Origin of the sequence: Bacillus cereus group sp. MYBK5-2, from assembly GCF_051915685.1 — a bacterium.
Lineage (GTDB): Bacteria > Bacillota > Bacilli > Bacillales > Bacillaceae_G > Bacillus_A > Bacillus_A cereus.
The window spans coordinates 803,025-824,859 of sequence record NZ_JBQAFE010000001.1 but is presented as its reverse complement, the minus strand read 5'-3'; the positions used below and the strand labels follow the sequence as shown (position 1 = coordinate 824,859).

The following is a 21,835-nucleotide window of genomic DNA, read 5'->3' as shown; positions in this document are numbered from 1 at the left end:
AAATACAAAAAAATAAAATCGCTTACTTGACTAAATTCTCCCAATTCGTGTATATTTAAATTAATCATTTAGCAGAATATTCAAGAATATAGCATTTTTAGTTTATATTATCTTTTAAAATGAATTTCACTAAATGAAAATAGTAAACGCTTTTAGGAGGAATTGTAACATGCAAGGAAAAGTAAAATGGTTTAACAACGAAAAAGGTTTTGGATTTATCGAAATGGAAGGCGCTGACGATGTATTCGTACATTTCTCTGCTATTCAAGGCGACGGCTACAAAGCTTTAGAAGAAGGTCAAGAAGTATCTTTCGACATTACTGAAGGTAACCGCGGACCTCAAGCTGCTAACGTAGTAAAACTTTAATCCAACATATAACAGGAGGTTACCTTACTTGGTAACCTCCTTTGTTATTCCTTTGTATATTTCCGTTTTACAGAGCAAAAACTATGTGAAATGCGCACTATACAAAGGAGGAATTATTAATGGGATCAGAAGTAAATGATTTTGAAGAAGTGAAATTCCGTGTAGAAACAGCACAAAAAATGGTAGGATCAGCAACAATTTCAATGGATCCAGATACATTAGAGCATGCTACTACTGCTGTAGAAGCAGCTCGCTCTCAGCTTGAAATTATGAAATCTGTTGCAACTGATTTAGATGAACCATTTTTAATGAATGAGGAAAAGAAATTAAATAAATGTGAGCATCAACTAAACGAAGCAAGACACTAAAAAACATCCAGAGAATTTTCTCTGGATGTTTTTCATGACAACTGGTCTCCATACTTTTTCAATGTTTCTCCAACTGTACATTGCCTTATACAAAATGAATGAGCGTAATACTTACTATTTGTCTTTCGATTATGTTCTCGCAAAAAACAGCCTTCACAATACGTTTCTAATAAGTCATTTACCTCTGTAATGAGTTGCTTTTTATCCACCTTTGCACCTCTCTATTCAGTTATTTCTTTATGACTATCAATAACTGTTCCTTCCAATGCTTGCGTAGCTAATTGATGTGCTTCTTTATTTTGTTTTCTAGATATCGGCTCACATATAAGTTTTAATTTCATTTGCTTCGCCTTTTGTTCAATTTGATCTAAATAATGATTTAAATGTTCATCATAACAAGGCCATTCTCCGGCTAATTGCTGCAGTACCACTTGTGAGTCTCCGCGAAGTGTAACTGCTTCATACTTAATCCCTAGTTCCTCGAGTATATTCATACCGTATAATAATGATGCATATTCCGCTTCATTATTATCATATATACCTTCTATATATGCATTGCGGCGAATGCGGTAGTTTGTATTTCCTTTTTTATAATACACACATATACCAACGCCAGCTTCTTTCGTTTGCACATCATACCCACCATCAAAATAAACGAGTATTTCTTGGGGCTCTTCCTCTACTTGCTTACTTAACTTTTTCATCTCTTTTAATGACCATTCTGCGTCCATTTCATCATAAAATGAAAATTCTTTTACTCTTCCTGTTTTCTCAAAATCCTCTGCAAATTGAAGTACTTCTTCTATGCTCATATACTCTGTTGTTAATTCCGTCTGCAACCCGCGCTTCGTTTTATACAACCAATGAATTTTATATTTCATACTACATTCCCCTTATATAAGACTTCTTATATGTAGCCAGCTAATGAAAGCCTCACTTTATTTTATTATATTTTATCTAGAGTCACAGCATAATATTCAATATGATTACATACAAAAAGAGCTATCCCATAGGAATAGCTCTTTCATCTATTACATAAATCTTTCAAATTGTACTCGCTTATTAATCCAGTACATTACAGGCATACCGATCGCCATTACTACGAATTCTCCTGCTGCACATGTTAACCAAGTCCACATAAATGGTAGATCAAATGCAAGATGAAGTTCAATTGCAATCATAAACATTGTAATCGTAAAGATAACTGTATTAAAAATCATACGAGCCCAAACACCTTTAATAAACCGCATAGAAATAATCGTTGCAACTAATGCAAGAATAGATTGACCTACTCCAAATACTAAATCATAAGCGATCATAGGTGAGAAAAAGAGATTCGTTAAAAATACACCTAATACAATTCCGTAAATTGCTTTCTTGTTAAATACAACGAGATGATTAAACATCTCTGAAATACGAAACTGTACATTCGTAAAGCCAAATGGCTGAATAAGCATAGAAACAGCAATATATAATGCCGCTAAAATACCATTACCGACTAATGTTCTAATATTCATGACAAAATCTCCTTAGTTTTTTTACGTGGGATGGTTTCGAACCACGTTATTCGTTTTTTAAGCAACAAGATTATATTTTACGTGGTAGCCCCTCTTTCGTCAATAGATTCCTATCGTGAACTACCTTTTTTCTTTAAGACAACGTATAATAAAACATATGAAAGATTTAGGAGGTTTCACTTCATGACAGCAACAATTCAAAATGAAAAAGTGATCGTTTCCATTTCTGACAAAGGTGCAGAATTACAGAGCGTTCGCTTAAAAGAAGACAACATAGAATATTTATGGCAAGGTGATTCTACTTATTGGGGACGCCGTGCACCAATTTTGTTCCCAATTGTCGGTCGATTAGTAGATAATACATACTACGTAGACGGTAAAGCATATTCATTAACACAACACGGTTTCGCCCGTGATCTTACTTTCTCTGTGAAAGAACAAAGCGAAACAAAGATCACTTATACCGTTACTAGTAATGAAGAAACATTAAAAAAATACCCATACGAATTCGAATTACTCGTTTCTTATGAGCTAGATGGACAAAGTGTTCATGTAACATATGAAGTAAACAATCCTACTTCAAAAGAGGTGTTCTTCTCAATTGGAGCACACCCTGGATTCAACTTCCCTTTATTGGACGGTGAATCATTTACAGATTATCACTTATCGTTTAATGGTTTGGAACGCTTAGAAACAAGCATATTAGAAGGACCTTATCTTTCAAACAAAAAGCAATTAATCGCTGAAAATACGACTGAATTGCCACTTACATATGATTTATTCAAAAATGATGCGCTTATTTTTGAACATATGAATACAAATGAAATTTCGATTCGTTCTCATAAACATAATAAATTTGTAAAAGTAGAATTTGATGGATTTCCATTTGTCGGCGTATGGACACCAGGGAATAACGCACCTTTCTTATGTATTGAACCTTGGTATGGAATCGCTGATGAAGTAAATCCAGCAAAAGATTTCAAGGACAAAAAGGGAATTCAATCTTTACAAGCGAATGAAACATTTACATGTCGTTACAGCATCACAATCGGATAACTACTCTATCCCCTACTTCAAAAAAATATTTAAGTAGGGGATCATCTTATAATTTGGAGGTTTCTCATTTTGATTGAAGTATATATTGATGGTGCATCAAAAGGAAATCCTGGTCCTTCTGGTGCAGGAGTGTTTATTAAAGGCGTTCAGCCGCCTGTACAATTATCAGTACCACTTGGAACAATGTCCAATCATGAAGCAGAATACCGCGCTTTACTTATAGCATTAAAATATTGCATTGAGCATAATTATAGCACTGTCTCTTTTCGTACAGATTCGCAGCTTGTTGAGCGGGCTGTTGAAAAGGAATACGCAAAAAATACAATATTTGTACCTCTTTTAGATGAAGCACTACAGTACATAAAAAACTTCGATCTCTTTTTTATTAAGTGGATTCCAAGTAGTCAAAATAAAGTAGCTGATGAATTAGCTAGAAAAGCTATCTTACAAAATTAACGGGGGTATGAGTGTGAAAAAAGAGTGGATTGCTCCTCTTGCTTTATTATTTGTCTCTTTTATTTGGGGAGCTACGTTTGTTGTCGTTCAAAACGCTATGTCTTTCGTTGGTCCATTTACGTTTAATGGTATTCGCTTTTTATTCGCTGGAATTATTTTATTATTCGTTCAAATTATTTTTTCACAGAAAACTTCAAAACAAGAATTAAAACATAGTAGTTTAGCTGGATTAATGGTTGGGTTCTTCTTATTTGTCGGCTATTTATTACAAACATTTGGCTTACTTTATACAACTTCTTCAAAAGCAGGTTTCTTAACTGGGCTAAGCATTGTTATGGTCCCAATCTTATCATTTATCTTTTTAAAACAAAAAGCCACCATTTTCATCATACTTGGTATTGCTGTAGCTACAACAGGTTTGTACTTATTAACAGCTGCTGATTCTTTCCAATTAAATATAGGAGATATACTTGTTCTTGGTTGTGCAGTCGCTTTCGCTGCCCATATTCTTATTAACGGCTTCTTTTCTAAAAAAATATCACCTTTATTATTAAGCACATCTCAAGTATTAGCTGTTGGTATATTTTCTTCTATTTGCGCTTTTTTGTTTGAAGATTGGGAAAAGTTATTTTCAGTATCACTATGGACGAATCAATCCTTTTTATTCGCACTCTTTCTAACTGCCCTGTTTGCAACATCTATTGCTTTTTTCATTCAAACATCGGCACAAAAACACACTTCTCCAACGAGGGTAGCAATTATTTTCGCAATGGAGCCCGTTTTTGCTGCATTAACAGGCGTTCTCGTTGCAAATGAACAACTTTCTATTTCTGCTATTATCGGATGTCTATGTATTTTTCTAGGCATGATTTTTGTTGAATTACCTTCCAAAACAAAAAAAGAAGCGCAGGCTGCGTGAAGTTACGCTTGTAACTTCCGCATAAAAGCCTTAGCGCTTTTTTTATCTGTAATTTCTTCCTCTTTCAATCGTTCTAATAACGCAACGAAATAACTACCATCAAACTGCAATTGATGTTTAATTGTCGCTTCTATTGCTGCGTTCACAATCCCATCAGACGCACCAGTATATCCTTGTCCAAACATAATAAACCCTTGTGCTTCCTCTGATAATTTAAATCCTTTCGTATGTAAGAATGAAAGATAATCTTCTACTGTTTGCATGTTATTCCCACCTACTCAAAAATTCTCCATCTCCTATCATACATGTTTTTACACGCTATGAGAATGAAATTTCTTTGACAACTTTGTAAATCAATCTTCTACTTCGCTTACAATGGAGGATTTTCTAACAATCTGAAGGAATATGTACAGTGGAACTTATTTCATATTAAAGGGGAGACACGATGAAACAAGCACTATTAATTATCGACGCTCAGCAAGAATTAATTGATGGAAATGAGCAAGAAAATGAAGTTTTTCGTAAAACTGAGCTATTATCTACACTAAATATAGCCCTGCAGAAAGCAATAGATTCAAATGCCCTTATTGTTTTCGTAAGAGATATCGATGTTGCTTCTGGTAGTGGCGAAGGATTTGAAGTACATAATCAAATTCAAATACCTCAGTCTGCAATCTTTATTAATAAAGCAGCAACCAATTCATTCTACGGCACTTCTTTACTTGAACTTTTAAAAGAAGAAAACATTAATCATATTGTTATAGGCGGATGTAAAACAGAACATTGCATTGACACTGCAGTTAGAGCAGCAACTGTACAAGGATTTGACGTTACATTAATTAAAAACGGTCATTCAACAACTGATTCTAATGTATTGTCTGCAGAACAAATTATTGGTCATCACAATAAAACTTTACACGGTCATTATAACGTTGATCATTTTTCTATGGTGAGAGATATCGAGGAAGACCTCTTTCAGCCGACTCATGATCAATATCGTGATTAGCGAAAAAGAATCCTTCATTCAGAAGGATTCTTTTTCACCCAAAAATTTGTGCTGCAATGCTATATAACTCATTATTCCTTTTTAATAATTGACCGCTATTTTTCATCATAATTGGTGGTGTATTCACCTTTTTAAAACCAGCAATCTCTAATACTTTCATGAAATCTTTCTTTCCTTCTAGTACATCAATTCTTAATTTACCATTATGCCCTTTTGCTAAATCATGTACAATTCTCATTGCCATCTCATCATTTTTAGCAACAACCGGCCCTATTATCTTATTTTCTGGTGTTTGTATGCTTAAACCGTAACCTAATACATTTTGTTCCTTGTCCTTTACAACGATACACTGTTCACTTTGCATAATTCTTTTCTTTAAAAACTCTTTTCTATTTGTTCCAAACGCATATTCATCTATTTTTATTATTTTTTCTAAATCACCCTCTTCATAATTCATCACATAATCTTCATTTCTTATACAATAATCTTTCGCATTGTATGAGTTACATATGTATTTAGAAACATAACTTACTGCCCTAAATCCTAACTTTTCATATAAAGGTTTCCCTTCATCCGTAGCAATAAGCATAATTGGAGTATGAGCTGATACGCTTTTAACGCACGCTTCCGTTATTATCTTTCCAATCCCTCTCCCCTTATAATCTGGATGTACAATCACCATTCCGATAGATGCTAATTTCTCCCCATATAATATTATTGCCGCGCTAGCAATTAGTTCCTCTTTCTCATTCCAAACACCGTATACAATCCCTGCGTTAAAAATAGTCTCAATTTCTTCTCTGTTATAATCCCAACCAATATAAGAAGATAATGATACAATATCGCCTATTTGTTCTTCCCTAAGACGCTCCAACCTAACTTCTAATTCACTCATACTCCATCCCCTTATCTAGACATTTAAATCATTATTACGAAATCAACTTGTACATGTTTCCCTTTATTTGTCACACACATATGTTATTTTGACCAAGACTATATTGTAAATGAGGTGACAACATGCCCATTACGAATCGATTTTCTACCACCACTAACGGCGCACTCGCTATTACAGGTAATACTTTAGGCTTAAGTAAAATCAGCAATCAAAACCGTGCTGGTACAATCGGGGCAATTGGTGCATTCGCAACTACGAATACTGCTTTACAAGTAACTACTTTTCCTGCTGGTACAACATTAAACTATACACAAAATAGTTCTACCGCTATTTTAAATATCCCTGCTGGTAGTACTATTCTTTACGCAGAACTCGTTTGGGGTGGAAACTATTTATCTCGTGATCAAAACATTACGAGTGTATTAGGAAACCCAGTTTCTTTTACAACACCTGTTTCAACATACTCGATTACTCCTTCATCTGTTACGGCTTCAAATCAAACTTTCGTTTCAAACTCTATTACATTTGGCTTTTACACTCGTTCAGCAGACGTAACAACTCTTATTCAAGCGGGAGGTGCTGGTTCCTATACTACAGGAGCGGTTCCTGGGCTTGTAGATCCTATAGATGCTTCTAATGGAACAATTAATTCGGCTGGATGGACGCTTATCGTCGCTTATCAAAACGGGACATTGCCAGCAAGAAACTTAACCATTTATGTAGCTGGTAACCGTGTTTCTGCAGAAACTGGTAGTGCCGATGTATCTGTTTCTGGATTTTTAACACCTTCAGGAGGACCAGTAAGCGGGAGATTATTTTTAAGTTCTACCGAAGGAGATGCAGATTTAACCGGGGATCAAGCTTTATTTGGACCAAATTTCAGTTCATTAAATGCTTTATCTGGGCCAAATAATGCCATAAATAATTTCTTCGGTTCTCAAGTTAATAATGCTGCAGGAAACTTAGATACAACTGGGACATTTGGAACGCGAAATCAAAGTGCTTCTACAAGTACAAACATCTCCGCAGGAAGACAGGGCTGGGACATTACTTCCATTGATATTTCTCCTTATTTAACAAACTCACAAGTATCCGCCGCAATCCGTTTAACTACTAACGGAGACGCATATATGTTAAATACAGTAGGCTTACAAATTAATATAAACTCACCAAATATACAAGCGACGAAAAGCGTGAATAAAAGTGTTGCTGCAATTGGAGATATTCTCACTTATACAGTTACTATCCCTAACACCGGGCTTCTTCCTGCCAATAACGCTATTTTTATAGATAGTCTCCCTAATGGTACTTCTTTTATACCCGGCACTGTAACAGTAGATAACGTACCAAAAACAAATGCAAATCCTGCGGCTGGTATATCTCTTGGAACAATTAATAATGGTGCTTCTCGTATAGTAACTTTCCAAGCTACTGTCGTTTCTCTTCCAAGTCAAAATCCTATCTCTAACACTGCTAATATTACATTTCAATATACACCAATCGCCGGAGGAACAACTTTTAATGGTCTTGCAACAAGTAACTCTGCTGGAACACAAATTAACCTTGCAGATATTAATGGAACAAAATCAGTTAACAAACTTTTTACCGATATTGGTGAAACATTAACTTACAGTATTGCCTTAGCTAATATAGGAAATATCGCTGCAACGAATGTGATATATACGGATCCGATTCCTAGCGGGACTACTTTCATTCCAGGGAGTGTAACTGTGAACGGAGTTACTCAAGCTGGCGCAAATCCCGCTAATGGTATAACAATTGGTTCAATTGCCGCAAATTCCACTACTACTATTTCATTCCAAGTGCTCGTTCCTTCTATCCCTCAAACAAACCCAATATTAAATAGTGGAACAACAACATATCAATACATTCCTGTACCTAATCAACCAGCAGTAAGTGGGACTGATACGACAAATATTGTCTCCACTCAAGTGAATAATGCTACTGTAACAATGACGAAAGCAGTAGATAAAAATTTTGCAGATATTGGTGATACACTAACGTACACCGTTTCCTTTACAGGTACAGGTAATACAAATGCGAACAATGTTATTTTTACAGATATCATCCCTACTGGAACAACTTTCGTTCTAAACAGTTTAACAATAGATGGCACGACACAAGTGGGTGCAAATCCCGCTACCGGCGTGAACATTGGATCCATAACAAGCGGCACAACAAAAAATGTTGCATTTCAAGTAGTAGTAAACACAATACCCACGTCAAATGTCGTATCTAACGGATCAAGCGCTTCTTATCAATACACTGTCAATCCTAGCCAATCACCTGTTACAAAAAATATTTCTTCGAATCTCGTTTCCACTCAAATTAACAATGCGAATGTAACATTAACAAAATCAACAAATAAACAATTTGCTACAATTGGCGAAACAATAAGTTATACAATCCTTATTACAAACAGTGGAAATACAGCCGCTAATAACGTGCAACTAACAGATCCACTTCCAAACGGAACGATATTGACTCCTGGTACTGTAACACTAAACGGAGTTTTACAAAATGTAGATTCTCTCGTTGCTTTACCTATCGGCACAATCCCTGGTGGGGCTACTGTTACCCTTTCTTTCCAAGTAACAGTCATCAATATTACGACCCAAAATCCTATCATTAATAACGCCTTCGCTTCTTATCTATATACTGTAAATCCAAGTTTGCCACCGACTTCAAAAACAGCAAATTCTAATTCTGTTACATCAACAATTAGACTAGCAAATCTCCATGTTAATAAATCTGTAGATAAAACGTTTGCGGAAGTTGGCGATGTATTAACTTACACCTTTGCTCTTACTAACGATGGAAATGTTGCAGCGAACAATATATTACTATCTGATTCAATTGCGAATGGAACCGCCTTTGTCCCAAACAGCGTTATAGTTAACAGTGTTACTCAGCCAGGCGTTACACCAGCTAGCATCAATATTGGTAGCATCAATGCTAATACTACAATTACAGCTTCATTCCAAGTAGTAATAACTAGCATTCCAAATCCAAACCCTATTTCAAATAGCGCTTCCATCTCCTATAACTTTATCGTTGATCCAAACGCTTCACCTGTAAGTAAGAACACTACTTCAACTACTACATTTACTCAAGTAAACGATGCAAATGTCATTTCAGCCAAAACAGTGGACCGAGCGTTCGCTACCGTAGGGGATATATTAACTTATACTGTTACTTTGACGAATGCAGGAAGTGTTTCTGCTGATAGTCCTACTTTCGTAGATACGAATCCAGACGGTACTACCTTTATTCCAAACACTTTTCTTATTAATGGTGTACTCCAAAATAACGCAGATCCAAATATAGGTGTTCCACTACCTTCCATTGCTGCTAATGGCTCACTTACTGTCTCTTATCAAGTAACCGTCACCTCTTTACCAACACAAAACCCAACATTAAATTCATCTAGTACACAGTATAGCTTTATTCTAAATCCGGGCGATCCACCAACTATAGAAACATCTGTAAGTAACACTGTAAGTACACAAATTAATTTAGCAAATGTAGTGATTGTCAAAGAAGTAGATTTAACTATCGCCGATGTCGGGCAACCAATCACATATACAATTTCTTTAGCTAATCTTGGCAATACTACAGCAAATAATGTTATTGTTACCGATATAATCCCTAATGGCTCCACTATCGTACCAAATAGTATTTTTATAGGTGGTACTTTACAACAAGGTGCAGACCCTAGTACCGGTCTTCAAGTCGGCTCCATTCCTTCAGGTGGTTTTGCAACGATTGTTTTTCAAATAAGTGCAAATGGGCTACCTTCACCAAACCCAATTCAAAACAGCGCTTCACTTCAATATAGCTTTATCGCTGATCCAAATTTACCTGCTCTCGTTAGAAACGCTGCTAGCAATATAGTAACTACACAAATTAATACTGCTAATATCGTTGCTACAAAACTAACGAGTACAAACTTCGCTGATGTCGGTGATGTCATACTATATGCAACTATTTTAACAAATAACGGGAATATCCCTGCTGCTAATGTAACGTTTACAGATATCATTCCAGCGGGTACCCTCTTCATTCCTAATACTGTAACGATTAATAATGTCCCTGTAGCTAACGCAAATCCTGCCACCGGCATTTCAATTGGTACGATAGGAGCGAATTCATCACGCACCGTTGCATTTCAAGTTTTTGTACCAACTATCCCTGCTGTAAACCCAATTACAAATCAATCAGGCACAACATTCCAATATACGTATGATCCATCCAAACCTGCTGTGATGCAGATGGTTGCTTCTAACACTGTACAGACAACTATTAATAACGCCTCAATTGCCGCTACTAAATCTGCAGATAAACAGTTTGCTAACGTAAATGATATTATTACGTACACGACTACTTTAACGAATAACGGGAACACACTTGCATCAAATGTAATATTTACAGATGTAATTCCAAACGGAACATCGTTTATTCCTAATAGTGTTACTGTAAATGGGAATACACTGCCTAATGTCAATCCAGCAAGCGGAATTGCAATCGATCCAATAAATCAGAATGCAAATACGATCATCTCGTTCCAAGTACAAGTAAATTCTATCCCGAATCCAAATCCAATTCCGAACCAAAGTAATACAACGTACCAGTATGTCGTAGATCCTAACTTACCTCCAGCATCCGCCAATACGTTAAGTAACGTAATAACAACTCAAATTAATAACGCTACTATTGTCGCTACTAAGTCTGTGAATACACCGACAGCTGCAATTGGTGATATTGTTACTTATACGATTGCAGTAACAAATACAGGTAATATCCCTGCTAGTGCAACTGTTTTAACAGATGGGCTTGGCGCAGGAGCTTCATTTATCCAAAACTCCGTAACGATCAATAATGTTCCACAACCAGGATTAGATCCATCACTTGGTGTTCACTTGGCAGATATTTCGCCAGGAGATACTGTATTCATTACTTTTCAAGCACAAATTTTAGCGATACCACCTAGTGGCACATTAACAAATAATGCTCTTGTAAATTATGAATATACCGTAAATCCAAACCAATCTCCTGCTGTTGGTAGCACTGTAACAAATACAACAGTTACACCAATTATTGACGCTACTTTAGTAATAAATAAAAGCGCTAGTACAACTTTCGCTACAATTGGTGATACAATTACATTCACTTCAGCTGTTACAAACAACGGAAATACTACTGCGAACAACATTATTTTTACTGATACAATTCCAAACGGTACTACCTTTATCCCAAATAGCTTTAAGATAAATGGTGTAACCGTTCCGAATGCAAATCCACAAAACGGTATCAATATTGGTAACTTGAATTCAAATGCATCTGCTACACTCAGTTTTCAAGTAAACATTGCAACACTTCCAAACCCTAATCCAATCCCGAATAAATCATCGCTTCAATATAGCTTTATTGTAGATATAAATGAACCGCCAGTTTCACGAACAGTTCAATCTAATAAAACCTTTACACAAGTAAATACTGCTTCTGTTATCGCAACAAAAACTGCAAGCAGTGCTTTTGTTGCTGTTGGAGATACAATTACGTATACAACTACCCTCACCAATAGCGGAAATACTGCCGCAAACACACCTGTTTTTATCGATATATTACCACCTGAACTTTCATTCGTTCCTGATAGCGTACAAATTAATACCATCCCACAACTTGGATTTAGACCAGATAGCGGGATTTCTTTAGATTCAATTCCAGTTGGAGGAACGACAACAATTAGCTTTCAAGCTATCGTTGGCTCAATACCAGTTACAAACCCAACTTTGAACCAGTCTAGCACGACATACTCGATCATTGTTGATCCTACCCAGCCGCCGGTGACAGAAACAGCTACAAGTAATCCAACTTTAGTTCAAATTAACGAAGCGATTATTCAAGCAACGAAAAGTGTGGATCGACTATTTTCTGACATTGCACCTGGAAATTCATTTTTAACATATACAGTTTTATTAGAAAATGTAGGGAACACAACTGCTACGAATATCATTTTTACAGATCCGATTCCAAATAACGCAGTATTTATAGAAGATAGCGTTCGAGTAGGCGGAGTTTTATTACCTGGAGTAAATCCAGCGAATGGGATACCGATTGGGGATATTATTGCCAGAGATTTTATAAATGTTACCTTCCGTGTGCAAGTAGTTAGCATTCCAAATCCAATTTTCACAATTGGACCAGGCGGACCAAACTCACCGGTTGTAAACGGCGCTTCTATTGATTATAAATTTATGACAGGACCTAATTTACCACTTGTTTCACGAAATACGACATCTAATTCTGTTTCGACACAAATAAATTCTGGAGAAATTGTGGCAATCAAATCTGTAGATAAAACTTTCGCAACGATTGGTGATACAATTTCTTATACAATTACATTAAGTAACCCTGGAAATGTCACTTCACAAAATATAATTTTCACGGATACTTTACCTGATGGGACGACATTCATATCTGGCACTCTTACAAACAATTCTGGTACACAGCAAATCGGAAATCCATCTAACGGGATTCAGATTGGAAATATAAACCCAAATGGAACGGCCGTGATTACTCTCAACGTACTTGTTACAAACATTCCAAGTATAAATCCAATTTCTAATTTTAGTTCTGTACAATTTGCACATGTAGTTGATCCTAGCCAACCTGCCGTAACACAAACGAACGTATCTAATGCTGTTTCAACAACAATTAATAGTGCAATATTAACGACCCAAAAAAGCGTTGATAAATCTATCATTTCTGTTGGAGATACGATTACGTATACAACAACTATTACAAATACAGGAAATACGACTGCAACGAATATAACGTTCACGAGCGCAATTCCAGCTAACACTACCTTTATACCAAACTCAGTCAAAATAAATGGGGTTCAGCAATCTGGTGCGCAACCAGCACTTGGAGTAACTATACCAAATATCGCTCCTGGTGAAACAGTAACCGTTACTTTCCAAGCAAATGTTCTTTCTGTTCCCCCTTCAAGTTCAATTATGGGTAATGACACAATTTTATATTCTTATTCTGTCGATCCAAACGGAACTCCTATTACAACTTCTACTTCAACGAATATCATTACAAACCCGGTACTAGATGCTATGATAACGATGGCAAAATCGGTCGATCAAACAATTGTTACACTAGGTGATACCATTACCTATACAACCATTTTAACGAATAATGGCAATACAAATGCAACGAATATTACTTTCACTGATCTTATTCCAGACGGCACAACGTTCATTCCGAATAGTGTCACAATCAATGGCAGTACACACATCGGACTCGATCCTAATACAGGTATAACAATCGGATCAATTACTCCTAACAACTCAATATCTATCGCATTTCAAGTTACTGCTACTTCTACACCAAACCAAAATCCTGTAGCCAATTCCGCTACTGCTTCTTACACATTTATCGCTGATCCAAATGCACCGATTGTTTCAAGAAACGTTACTTCAAACACAGTGTTTACTACGATTAATACAGCTAACATTCTTTCATTAAAACAAGTCGATAAATCCTTTAGTCGTATTGGAGACACACTCACTTATACTGTCATTTTAACAAACAATGGAAACTCATCTGCACAAAATGTTATATTTACAGATACAGTGCCAAGCGTCACTACATTTATTGCAAACACATTTTCTATTAACGGAGTTCCTCAAAGTGGGGCGGATCCATCGAACGGTGTGAATATTGGGACAATAACAGCCGGGACTACAGTAACAGTTTCGTTCCAAGTTACTGTAACATCATTACCAAACCAAAACCCAATTGTAAATTTCTCATCAACATCGTATCAATTAGTCTCACCACCTGATGCAGAAACTTCAATTAGTAATCCTGTTTCAACCCAAATTAACGAAGCAATATTGTCTATGACGAAAAATGAAAGTGTATCCTTTGCAGATATCGGGCAAACTGCTTTTTATACTACTTCTATTACCAATGTAGGCAATACCGATGCAACTAATATTGTATTCACAGATACATTACCAAGTGGACTCACATTTGTTCCTAACACATTAACTGTCGATGGCGTTTTACAACCTAACGCGGATCCAAATACAGGTGTATTACTTGCAACACTTCCACCAAACGAAATATATAGTATCGTCTTTCAAGTTACAGTGAACAGCATTCCCCCTAGTAACCCAGTACCAAATACAGCATCAACGACGTATGAATTTACTGTTGATCCTGTTAATCCTCCCGTTTCAAGTGCAGCTACTTCCAACACTACACTCCTTCAAATAAACAACGCAACTATTATTAGCACCAAAACAGCAAATCTTACTTTTGCGGATGTTGGTAATACAATAACATTTACACTTAACCTTCCTAATACCGGGAATGTGACCGCAACTGATGTAACTATTATCGATATTCTTGATAGCAATTTAAGTTTCGTTCCAAATAGTTTCACAGCTAATGGGCAAACCATTCCAAACGCCGATTTATCAACTGGTGTAAATATTGGTTCCATTAATGGTGGTAATACGGCAATCGTTACATTCCAAGCAACTGTTATTACACTTCCAACACTTAATCCCATTTCTAACTCTGCTTCTACCACATATCATTATGTCGTTGATCCTAGCCAGCCACCTATTACAACTTCTAATCAATCTAATACAACGACAACACAAATTAATAGCGCTATCCTTACTGCACAAAAAAATTCAAATGTATCTACGGTAGATATCGGGCAGGATATTACCTACACCGTTACAATTACAAATAGCGGAAATGTGAGTGCAACAAATGTTATTTTTACCGACCTTATTCCAGACGGAACTTCCTTTGAACCGAATAGCTTTACACTGAACGGAACTAGCATCCCAAATGCAGATATCATTACAGGCGTTCCAATCGGTGATATCGCGCCAAACGAATCTGTCATCGTAGCATTTAACATTATCGCCAATGAAATTCCGCCTATAAATCCAATTACTAATCAAGCTAGCGTTAGCTTTCAACATATCGTTAATCCAGCTAATCCTCCAGTTTCAAAAAATATTATTTCTAACAACGTTACAACAAAAATTGAAAGTGCTATTTTAAATACTATTAAAATAGGAGATAAAACTTTTGCAACGATTGGTGATACGATTACGTATACAACGACTATTACGAACACAGGCAATATTCCTGCTAACAACGCTATATTCTCAGACCCTTTACCATCGTGGACACAATTTGTTGCAGGATCAGTTATTGTTGATGGCACTCCATTACCATCCGCTTCGATTATTAACGGTGTTGGCATAAATACAATCAATCCAAATCAAACTGTTACAATCATATTCCAAGTACAAATCGTAAGTAATCCAACAACGTTCACACCTGAACTCCAAAACTTAGGATTTGTTAACTTCCAATATAACGTAGGCAATGCATTACTGGCTCAGCCTGGCAATGTGGAAACGAATGTCTTCGTTACTTCTATTAATACAGCAATACTTTCAGCTGTAAAAACTGCTAATACAGCCTTTGCAAATATTGGAGATACGATCACTTATACAGTTTTGATTCAAAATAGCGGCAATACAAACGCTACGAATGTAAATTTCTCAGACCCAGTTCCAGCAGGAACAACCTTTGTTGAAAATAGTTTTGCTGTAAATGGAAGTACCATTCCAGGTGCAAATCCAAATAACGGAGTGAATATCGGAACAATTAGCGCAGGTAGTTCCTTAACCGTTACTTTCCAAGTCATAGTTACATCAACTCCACCTTCAAATCCGATTACAAACGTAGCATCTATTCAATACACATTCATCGTTGATCCGGCCTCTCCTCCTGTTACAGGCACGATAAATTCTAATAGCGCTTCAACACAAATTAATAACGCGACTGTTACAACTGTTTTACAAGCAAATCGTTCAATTGTGTCTATCGGGGATGTAATTACGTATACAGCAACATTAATGAATACTGGAAACTTCCCTGCAAACTCTGTATTACTCATTAACGGAGTTCCTGAAGGAGCATTATTTGTTCCAAATAGTGTTACGCTCAACGGGATTTCACTTCCAGATGCAAGTCCAACTCTCGGTATTCCCGTTGGTATTATCGCACCAGGTGATTCCGCTACTATTACGTTCCAATTTCTTGCAAGTTCTATTCCACCGCAAGGAGCAATTATAAATCAAGCACTTACAAGTTACACGTATATTGTCGATCCAAGTCAACCTCCTGTTACAGCAACATCCTCGTCTAATACGGTTAATACAGCTGTTGTTGATGCATCGTTATCCGTAATTAAAAGTACAGATTCTCCCGTACAATCTACTGACGGTACAATCACTTACACCGTAGTCGTTCAAAACAACGGGAATACTACTGCAAATACAGTTACTTTAACAGATTTGGTCCCAGAAGGAACTGCATTTATTTCGAATAGCGTAACTATTAATAGCGTTTCCGTTTCAGGTGCCGATCCTAACGCAGGAATACCATTAAACTCCATCGCACCGTCAGAAAACGTCACTGTAACATTCCAGGTTATCGTTCAATCTATTCCAAGCGTAAACCCAATTTCTAATACAGCCCGTATTGACTATACTTTTATCGCCGATCCAACTGCTCCTATCATCTCTCGAACAATTACGTCTAATCCTGCTTTCACACAAATTTCGGATGCGACTATCCTTTCTTTAAAAGCAGTCAATGCACAACAAGCAACAACAGGTGATATTTTGACTTACACAATAACACTAGAAAATACAGGAAATATTCCAGCTACGAATCTCATATTTTCAGATACGATCCCTCAAGATACTACATTCGTAGAAAATAGTTTTACACTTAACGGAACAACTATACTTGATGCCAATCCAAATGTAGGTGTTACTTTACCTACTTTAGCAGCAAACGCTACTCACCTTATTTCGTTCCAAATTCTTATTAACGATTCATTCTCCCAAGAATCGATTACAAATCAATCCAATACAACATATACAATCCAACCAAACCCAGGGCAACCGCCTATTACTGAAACATCTACTAGTAATATCGTCATTACAAATTTCGTGCAAGCACAATTGGCAATTACAAAAACATCCAATCCAACAACTGTAGATATCGGTGGAACTATCCTTTATATTTCTGAAGTGAAAAATGTCGGTAATGTTGACGCAATAAATATTAATTTCACAGATTCTATTCCAGCTGGGACTACATTCGTTCCCGATAGTGTCACAATTAACGGTGTCCTTCAGCTAGGTGTAAATCCTGAAAACGGAATACCGATTGGAACAATTCCAGCAAACAGTTCCAAAACGATACTATTTCAAGTGCAAACAAATAATCCACCGAATGAAACTGAAATTGTAAATCAATCTTCAGCAACTTACCAATATGTAAGTATTCCTACAGCCCCACCAGTAAATCGCTCTGCAAATTCTAACATTGTTACAACATCACTTCAAAATGCAAATATTATTTCTGTTAAAAGTGCGGATGTAAACTTCGTATCAATCGGGCAAATGATTACCTACACAAATACACTTCAAAATATAGGAACCGTTCCGGCTAACAATATCGTGTTCATTGATACCATTCCAGAAGGTACTATATTCATTGAAGATAGCTTAGCAATAAATAATGTAATTCAGCCTGGCGTGAATCCTGAAAACGGAGTAACTCTCGGCACGATACAACCAAATGAAACAGTCACTATTTCATTCCAAGTACAACTTACAAATATACCAGAGGGCAATACAGTCATTAATATTTCAGACACTTCGTACGAATACCAAATTGATCCTAGTTCTCCAATTATTCAGCGTAGATCGTTATCAAATGCAGTAAATACTGAAGTGCGAACGGCAAATGTTAGTGCAATTAAATCCGCTAACAGATCCATTACACGTATCGGTCAAATCATCACATATACAGTCGCAGTTACAAACGCCGGTACAATACCTATTACAAACACTCTCCTACTTGACGCAATTGCTTCTGGCACCACATTCGTTCCAAATAGCATTCTTGTAGATGGCGTACCAAGACCTAACGAAAATCCAATTACCGGTATCAACCTTGATATAATTCTTCCAAATAATACGATTATTGTTACGTTCCAAGTAAGCGTAGTCTCTATACCGCCACAAAATAACATTAATAATATCGCCGTCATTCACTATGAGTATCGACCAGACCCAAGCACACCACCAATTTCAGAAACGACCTCTTCCAATGCTACAAACATACAATTTATTGATGCTATTCTTATTACTACAAAATCTGCTAATACTGTATTAGCTACTATTGATGAAACCATTGAATATACAGTATTCATTCAAAATAATGGATCGGCTACAACTAACTCCATCTTTTTTACAGATACTATAGCGGATGGAACAGTATTTATTCCAGGAAGTGTAATAGTTAATAATACTGTACTTCCTGCAGCAGATCCGAATATCGGCTTTTCCATTCCTAATGTCGCAGCAGGTCAAATGACTACAATAACATTCCAAGTTTCCGTTACGAATTTACCTACTGTAAATCCAACACCTAATACTGCAAACATCGTCTACGACTTTATTTTCAATCCTGACTTTGCACCAATTCAAAAATCTACTACTTCCAATACTACTTTCGTTCAAATTAATGATGCTGATATCGTTTCACTTAAAACCGTTGATTTAACCTCTGTAACGATTGGTGACATTTTAACTTATACAACAACTTTAACGAATACAGGGAATACGGATGCCACTGCTGTTGTATTTACAGACAATATACCTGATGGAACAACCTTTATTGACGGTAGCGTTTTAGTAAATAACATTCCTCAGTTTAACGCCAATCCAAGTGTAGGTATACTTGTAGGAACGATTGCTCCTAACATTTCTATCCCAGTCACATTTTCTGTTACCGTCGTAGCTCTTCCTGCTAGCGGTCATGTTCAAAATCAATCAACTTCTCGTTATACAATAAACACGGAAGAACAAATATCGACTAGCAATATTACCTTCACTGAAGTTATTTCCGCTAATGTAATTGCGACAAAAACAACACCTATCCAATATGCTGACTTACAAACTATCATCCCTTATACAATTTCCATCATAAATAACGGAAATATACAAGTCGAAAACATTCTTGTTACAGATATTATCCCGGCAAATACGAGCTTTATAGAGAATAGTGTTATTGTGAACGGCAACGCTCGGCCAAATGACAACCCTCTTAACGGTATACAAATTGATACTATTCCACCTAATACGACAGCAACCATTCTATTCCAAGTACGGGTTACTTCGATTCCACAAACAAATCCAATCTCTAACACGAGTACAATTGAATATGAATACACGGTACCAGATCGACCACCTATTACCGAAACTATTATTTCATCAGCTGCCGCAACAGAAATTAATCACGCAAATTTGAATAGTAATAAAGCTGTTGACCTTGCATTTGCAACGGTTGGTGATACGTTAACGTATACGATTACACTAAATCAAACCGGTAATGTTGCAGTAAATGATGTAATCATTCAAGATATTATTCCTCAAGGTACTACGTTTATAGAAAATAGCGTCATTGTAAACGGAGAAACTCTTCCAGGAGTGAATCCAGTAAGCGGCATACCAATTGGTACTATAACTATTGGTCGAGATGCTATCGTTTCATTCCAAGTAACTGTGACTTCTATTCCAACACCAAATGAACTAAACAACAACGCAATTACTACTTTTAACTATATAGTCAACCCAAATAACGTACCTGTTACAAATACGACTACAACAAACACCGTCACAACTACTGTCCAAAATGATAATGTCATTGCGATAAAAGCTGTTGATTTCACAAGTGCCTTACCCGGTCAAACTTTAACGTATACCATCACGATTACTAATAATGGTAATATCATTATCGAAGACCTTCTTTTAGTAGACACAGCACCAGCAGATACGACATTTGTTATTGGTAGTGTTACGATTAACGGAATCAATCAACCTAATGCGAATCCGGAAAATGGTATTACGTTAGGAAATCTTGCTCCAAATGAATCTGTTATTATTACATTCCAAGTGACAATTTCCTCTTCTACTCTTCAATCTACAATCAATAACGATGCTACTATTTCCTATACGCCTATTGTCGGTCCAATCCAACCACCTATTACGATTACAAAGCAAATAAATACAGTTACAAAGCAAACAAATACCGTTACAACGACAGTCGTTGATCCGATGGTTGACATTGAAAAAACAGCTGACAAATCTATTGTCGTTATAGGAGATATCATTACATTCACATTAGCGGTATTTAATCACTCCCCAATTCCGACAATCAGCACTTCCGTTATAGACACAATTCCAGCTGGTACAACATTTATAGAAAACAGTGTAACAATTAACGGTACTCCCGTTCCAAATATTCGTCCAGACACCGGTATTAATATCGGCTCTTTACCTGCAGATTCAGTAGCAATTATAACATTTCAAGTTCTTGTAACTTCTATTCCTTCAAACAGTACAATTATAAATTCTGCAACAGTTACCGCTGCCTTTCAATTGACACCACAGGATCCAATTATTACTTTCATTGTTAATTCAAATATTGTTCGTATACCAATTCAATTTATAACTGCAACAGTCACGAAAAATGCTTCCGTCAGCTCAGCTTATTTAAATCAATATTTTGATTACACGGTACGTATTACAAATACTTCCAAAATTTCACTCTCAAATATTTCTTTACAAGATACTATTCCAGCAGGTTTACACTTTATAAATGGCACTGTCTTTATTAACGGTGAACGCTCTCCACTAGCGAATCCGAATATCGGTTTCCTAGTCGCTACTAATTTGGAACCAAACGAAACAATTATCGTGTTATTCACAGTACAAGTGATAAGCCCACCTGTTAATAATCCATTTAAAAATACGGCCAATATTTCATTACAACTTCAAGTCTCGCCTACCGACCCACCAATTACAGTAACCGTTACAAGTAACGAAAACATCGTCACCTTTGTTCCAGAAAATCCAGATGAAGCACTTCCAAATTTAAATTGCTTCTTTGACGGTGAACGCTTCATTCGCATTACTCCTCGAAATGTACGAAATTACCTTTGGACTTGGATTTGGTGGAAGTAATTGAAACAAAAAAGAGATTGTAGTTTGGTTGAAACCAAATTACAATCTCTTTTTCATTACCTATATCCCACTACG

Annotated in this window: 12 protein-coding genes and 1 riboswitch; of the genes, 7 read left to right on the top strand and 5 right to left on the bottom strand. The window is 36.4% G+C overall.

Annotation, left to right across the window (positions count from 1 at the left end; translation table 11 throughout):
- Positions 1-169 precede the first annotated feature (169 nt).
- Both cspB and ACTFP3_RS04465 read left to right on the top strand, forming a co-directional pair.
- Positions 170-367, top strand: a complete 198-nt coding sequence (gene cspB / locus ACTFP3_RS04470) for a cold shock-like protein CspB (protein WP_001161731.1) — start codon at positions 170-172, stop codon at positions 365-367.
- Positions 368-486: 119 nt separating this feature from the next.
- Complete coding sequence (locus ACTFP3_RS04465) at positions 487-735, top strand: DUF2564 family protein (protein ID WP_000534392.1); 249 nt, start codon at positions 487-489, stop codon at positions 733-735.
- Between the two features lie 32 nt (positions 736-767).
- On the opposite strand, the gene ACTFP3_RS04460 is transcribed toward ACTFP3_RS04465, so the two are convergent.
- From ACTFP3_RS04460 to ACTFP3_RS04450, 3 genes are all read right to left on the bottom strand, one after another.
- Positions 768-944, bottom strand: a complete 177-nt coding sequence (locus ACTFP3_RS04460) for a zinc-finger domain-containing protein (protein ID WP_002023738.1) — start codon at positions 942-944, stop codon at positions 768-770.
- Positions 945-956: 12 nt separating this feature from the next.
- The gene (locus ACTFP3_RS04455; RefSeq protein ID WP_000875557.1) at positions 957-1,616 is read right to left on the bottom strand and encodes a ribonuclease H family protein; all 660 of its coding nucleotides are present in this window, start codon (positions 1,614-1,616) and stop codon (positions 957-959) included.
- A gap of 150 nt (positions 1,617-1,766) precedes the next feature.
- On the bottom strand, positions 1,767-2,252 hold the full coding sequence (locus tag ACTFP3_RS04450) for a QueT transporter family protein (RefSeq protein WP_001026471.1): 486 nt from the start codon (positions 2,250-2,252) through the stop codon (positions 1,767-1,769).
- A 6-nt stretch (positions 2,253-2,258) separates the two neighbouring features.
- A riboswitch (PreQ1 riboswitch) is annotated at positions 2,259-2,303 on the bottom strand.
- A gap of 132 nt (positions 2,304-2,435) precedes the next feature.
- Between ACTFP3_RS04450 and ACTFP3_RS04445 the strand changes: the two genes are divergently transcribed.
- The 3 genes from ACTFP3_RS04445 to ACTFP3_RS04435 all read left to right on the top strand — a co-directional run bounded on the left by ACTFP3_RS04445 (position 2,436) and on the right by ACTFP3_RS04435 (position 4,683).
- Entirely contained in the window at positions 2,436-3,308 is an 873-nt protein-coding gene (locus tag ACTFP3_RS04445) for an aldose 1-epimerase family protein (RefSeq protein ID WP_440009397.1), read from the top strand.
- Between the two features lie 69 nt (positions 3,309-3,377).
- A complete protein-coding gene (locus ACTFP3_RS04440) occupies positions 3,378-3,764 on the top strand; it encodes a reverse transcriptase-like protein (protein WP_086384966.1) in 387 nt (128 codons plus the stop codon).
- Between the two features lie 13 nt (positions 3,765-3,777).
- Complete coding sequence (locus tag ACTFP3_RS04435) at positions 3,778-4,683, top strand: DMT family transporter (protein WP_000712605.1); 906 nt, start codon at positions 3,778-3,780, stop codon at positions 4,681-4,683.
- A 2-nt stretch (positions 4,684-4,685) separates the two neighbouring features.
- Here ACTFP3_RS04435 and ACTFP3_RS04430 read toward each other — a convergent pair whose 3' ends face one another.
- Positions 4,686-4,946 carry a DUF6123 family protein gene (locus tag ACTFP3_RS04430; protein ID WP_001195212.1) on the bottom strand — a complete coding sequence of 87 codons (261 nt, stop codon included), beginning with the start codon at positions 4,944-4,946 and terminating at the stop codon, positions 4,686-4,688.
- 182 nt (positions 4,947-5,128) lie between these two features.
- Between ACTFP3_RS04430 and ACTFP3_RS04425 the strand changes: the two genes are divergently transcribed.
- A complete protein-coding gene (locus tag ACTFP3_RS04425; RefSeq protein WP_016122201.1) occupies positions 5,129-5,689 on the top strand; it encodes a cysteine hydrolase family protein in 561 nt (186 codons plus the stop codon).
- A gap of 34 nt (positions 5,690-5,723) precedes the next feature.
- Here the strand turns inward: ACTFP3_RS04425 and ACTFP3_RS04420 are convergent, their stop codons facing one another.
- Positions 5,724-6,584: a GNAT family N-acetyltransferase gene (locus tag ACTFP3_RS04420; protein ID WP_440009392.1), complete on the bottom strand. Its 861-nt coding sequence runs from the start codon at positions 6,582-6,584 to the stop codon at positions 5,724-5,726.
- Between the two features lie 122 nt (positions 6,585-6,706).
- Here ACTFP3_RS04420 and ACTFP3_RS04415 point away from each other — a divergent pair, with 122 nt between their 5' ends.
- A complete protein-coding gene (locus ACTFP3_RS04415; RefSeq protein ID WP_440009389.1) occupies positions 6,707-21,760 on the top strand; it encodes a DUF7507 domain-containing protein in 15,054 nt (5,017 codons plus the stop codon).
- The last annotated feature ends 75 nt before the right edge of the window (positions 21,761-21,835 follow it).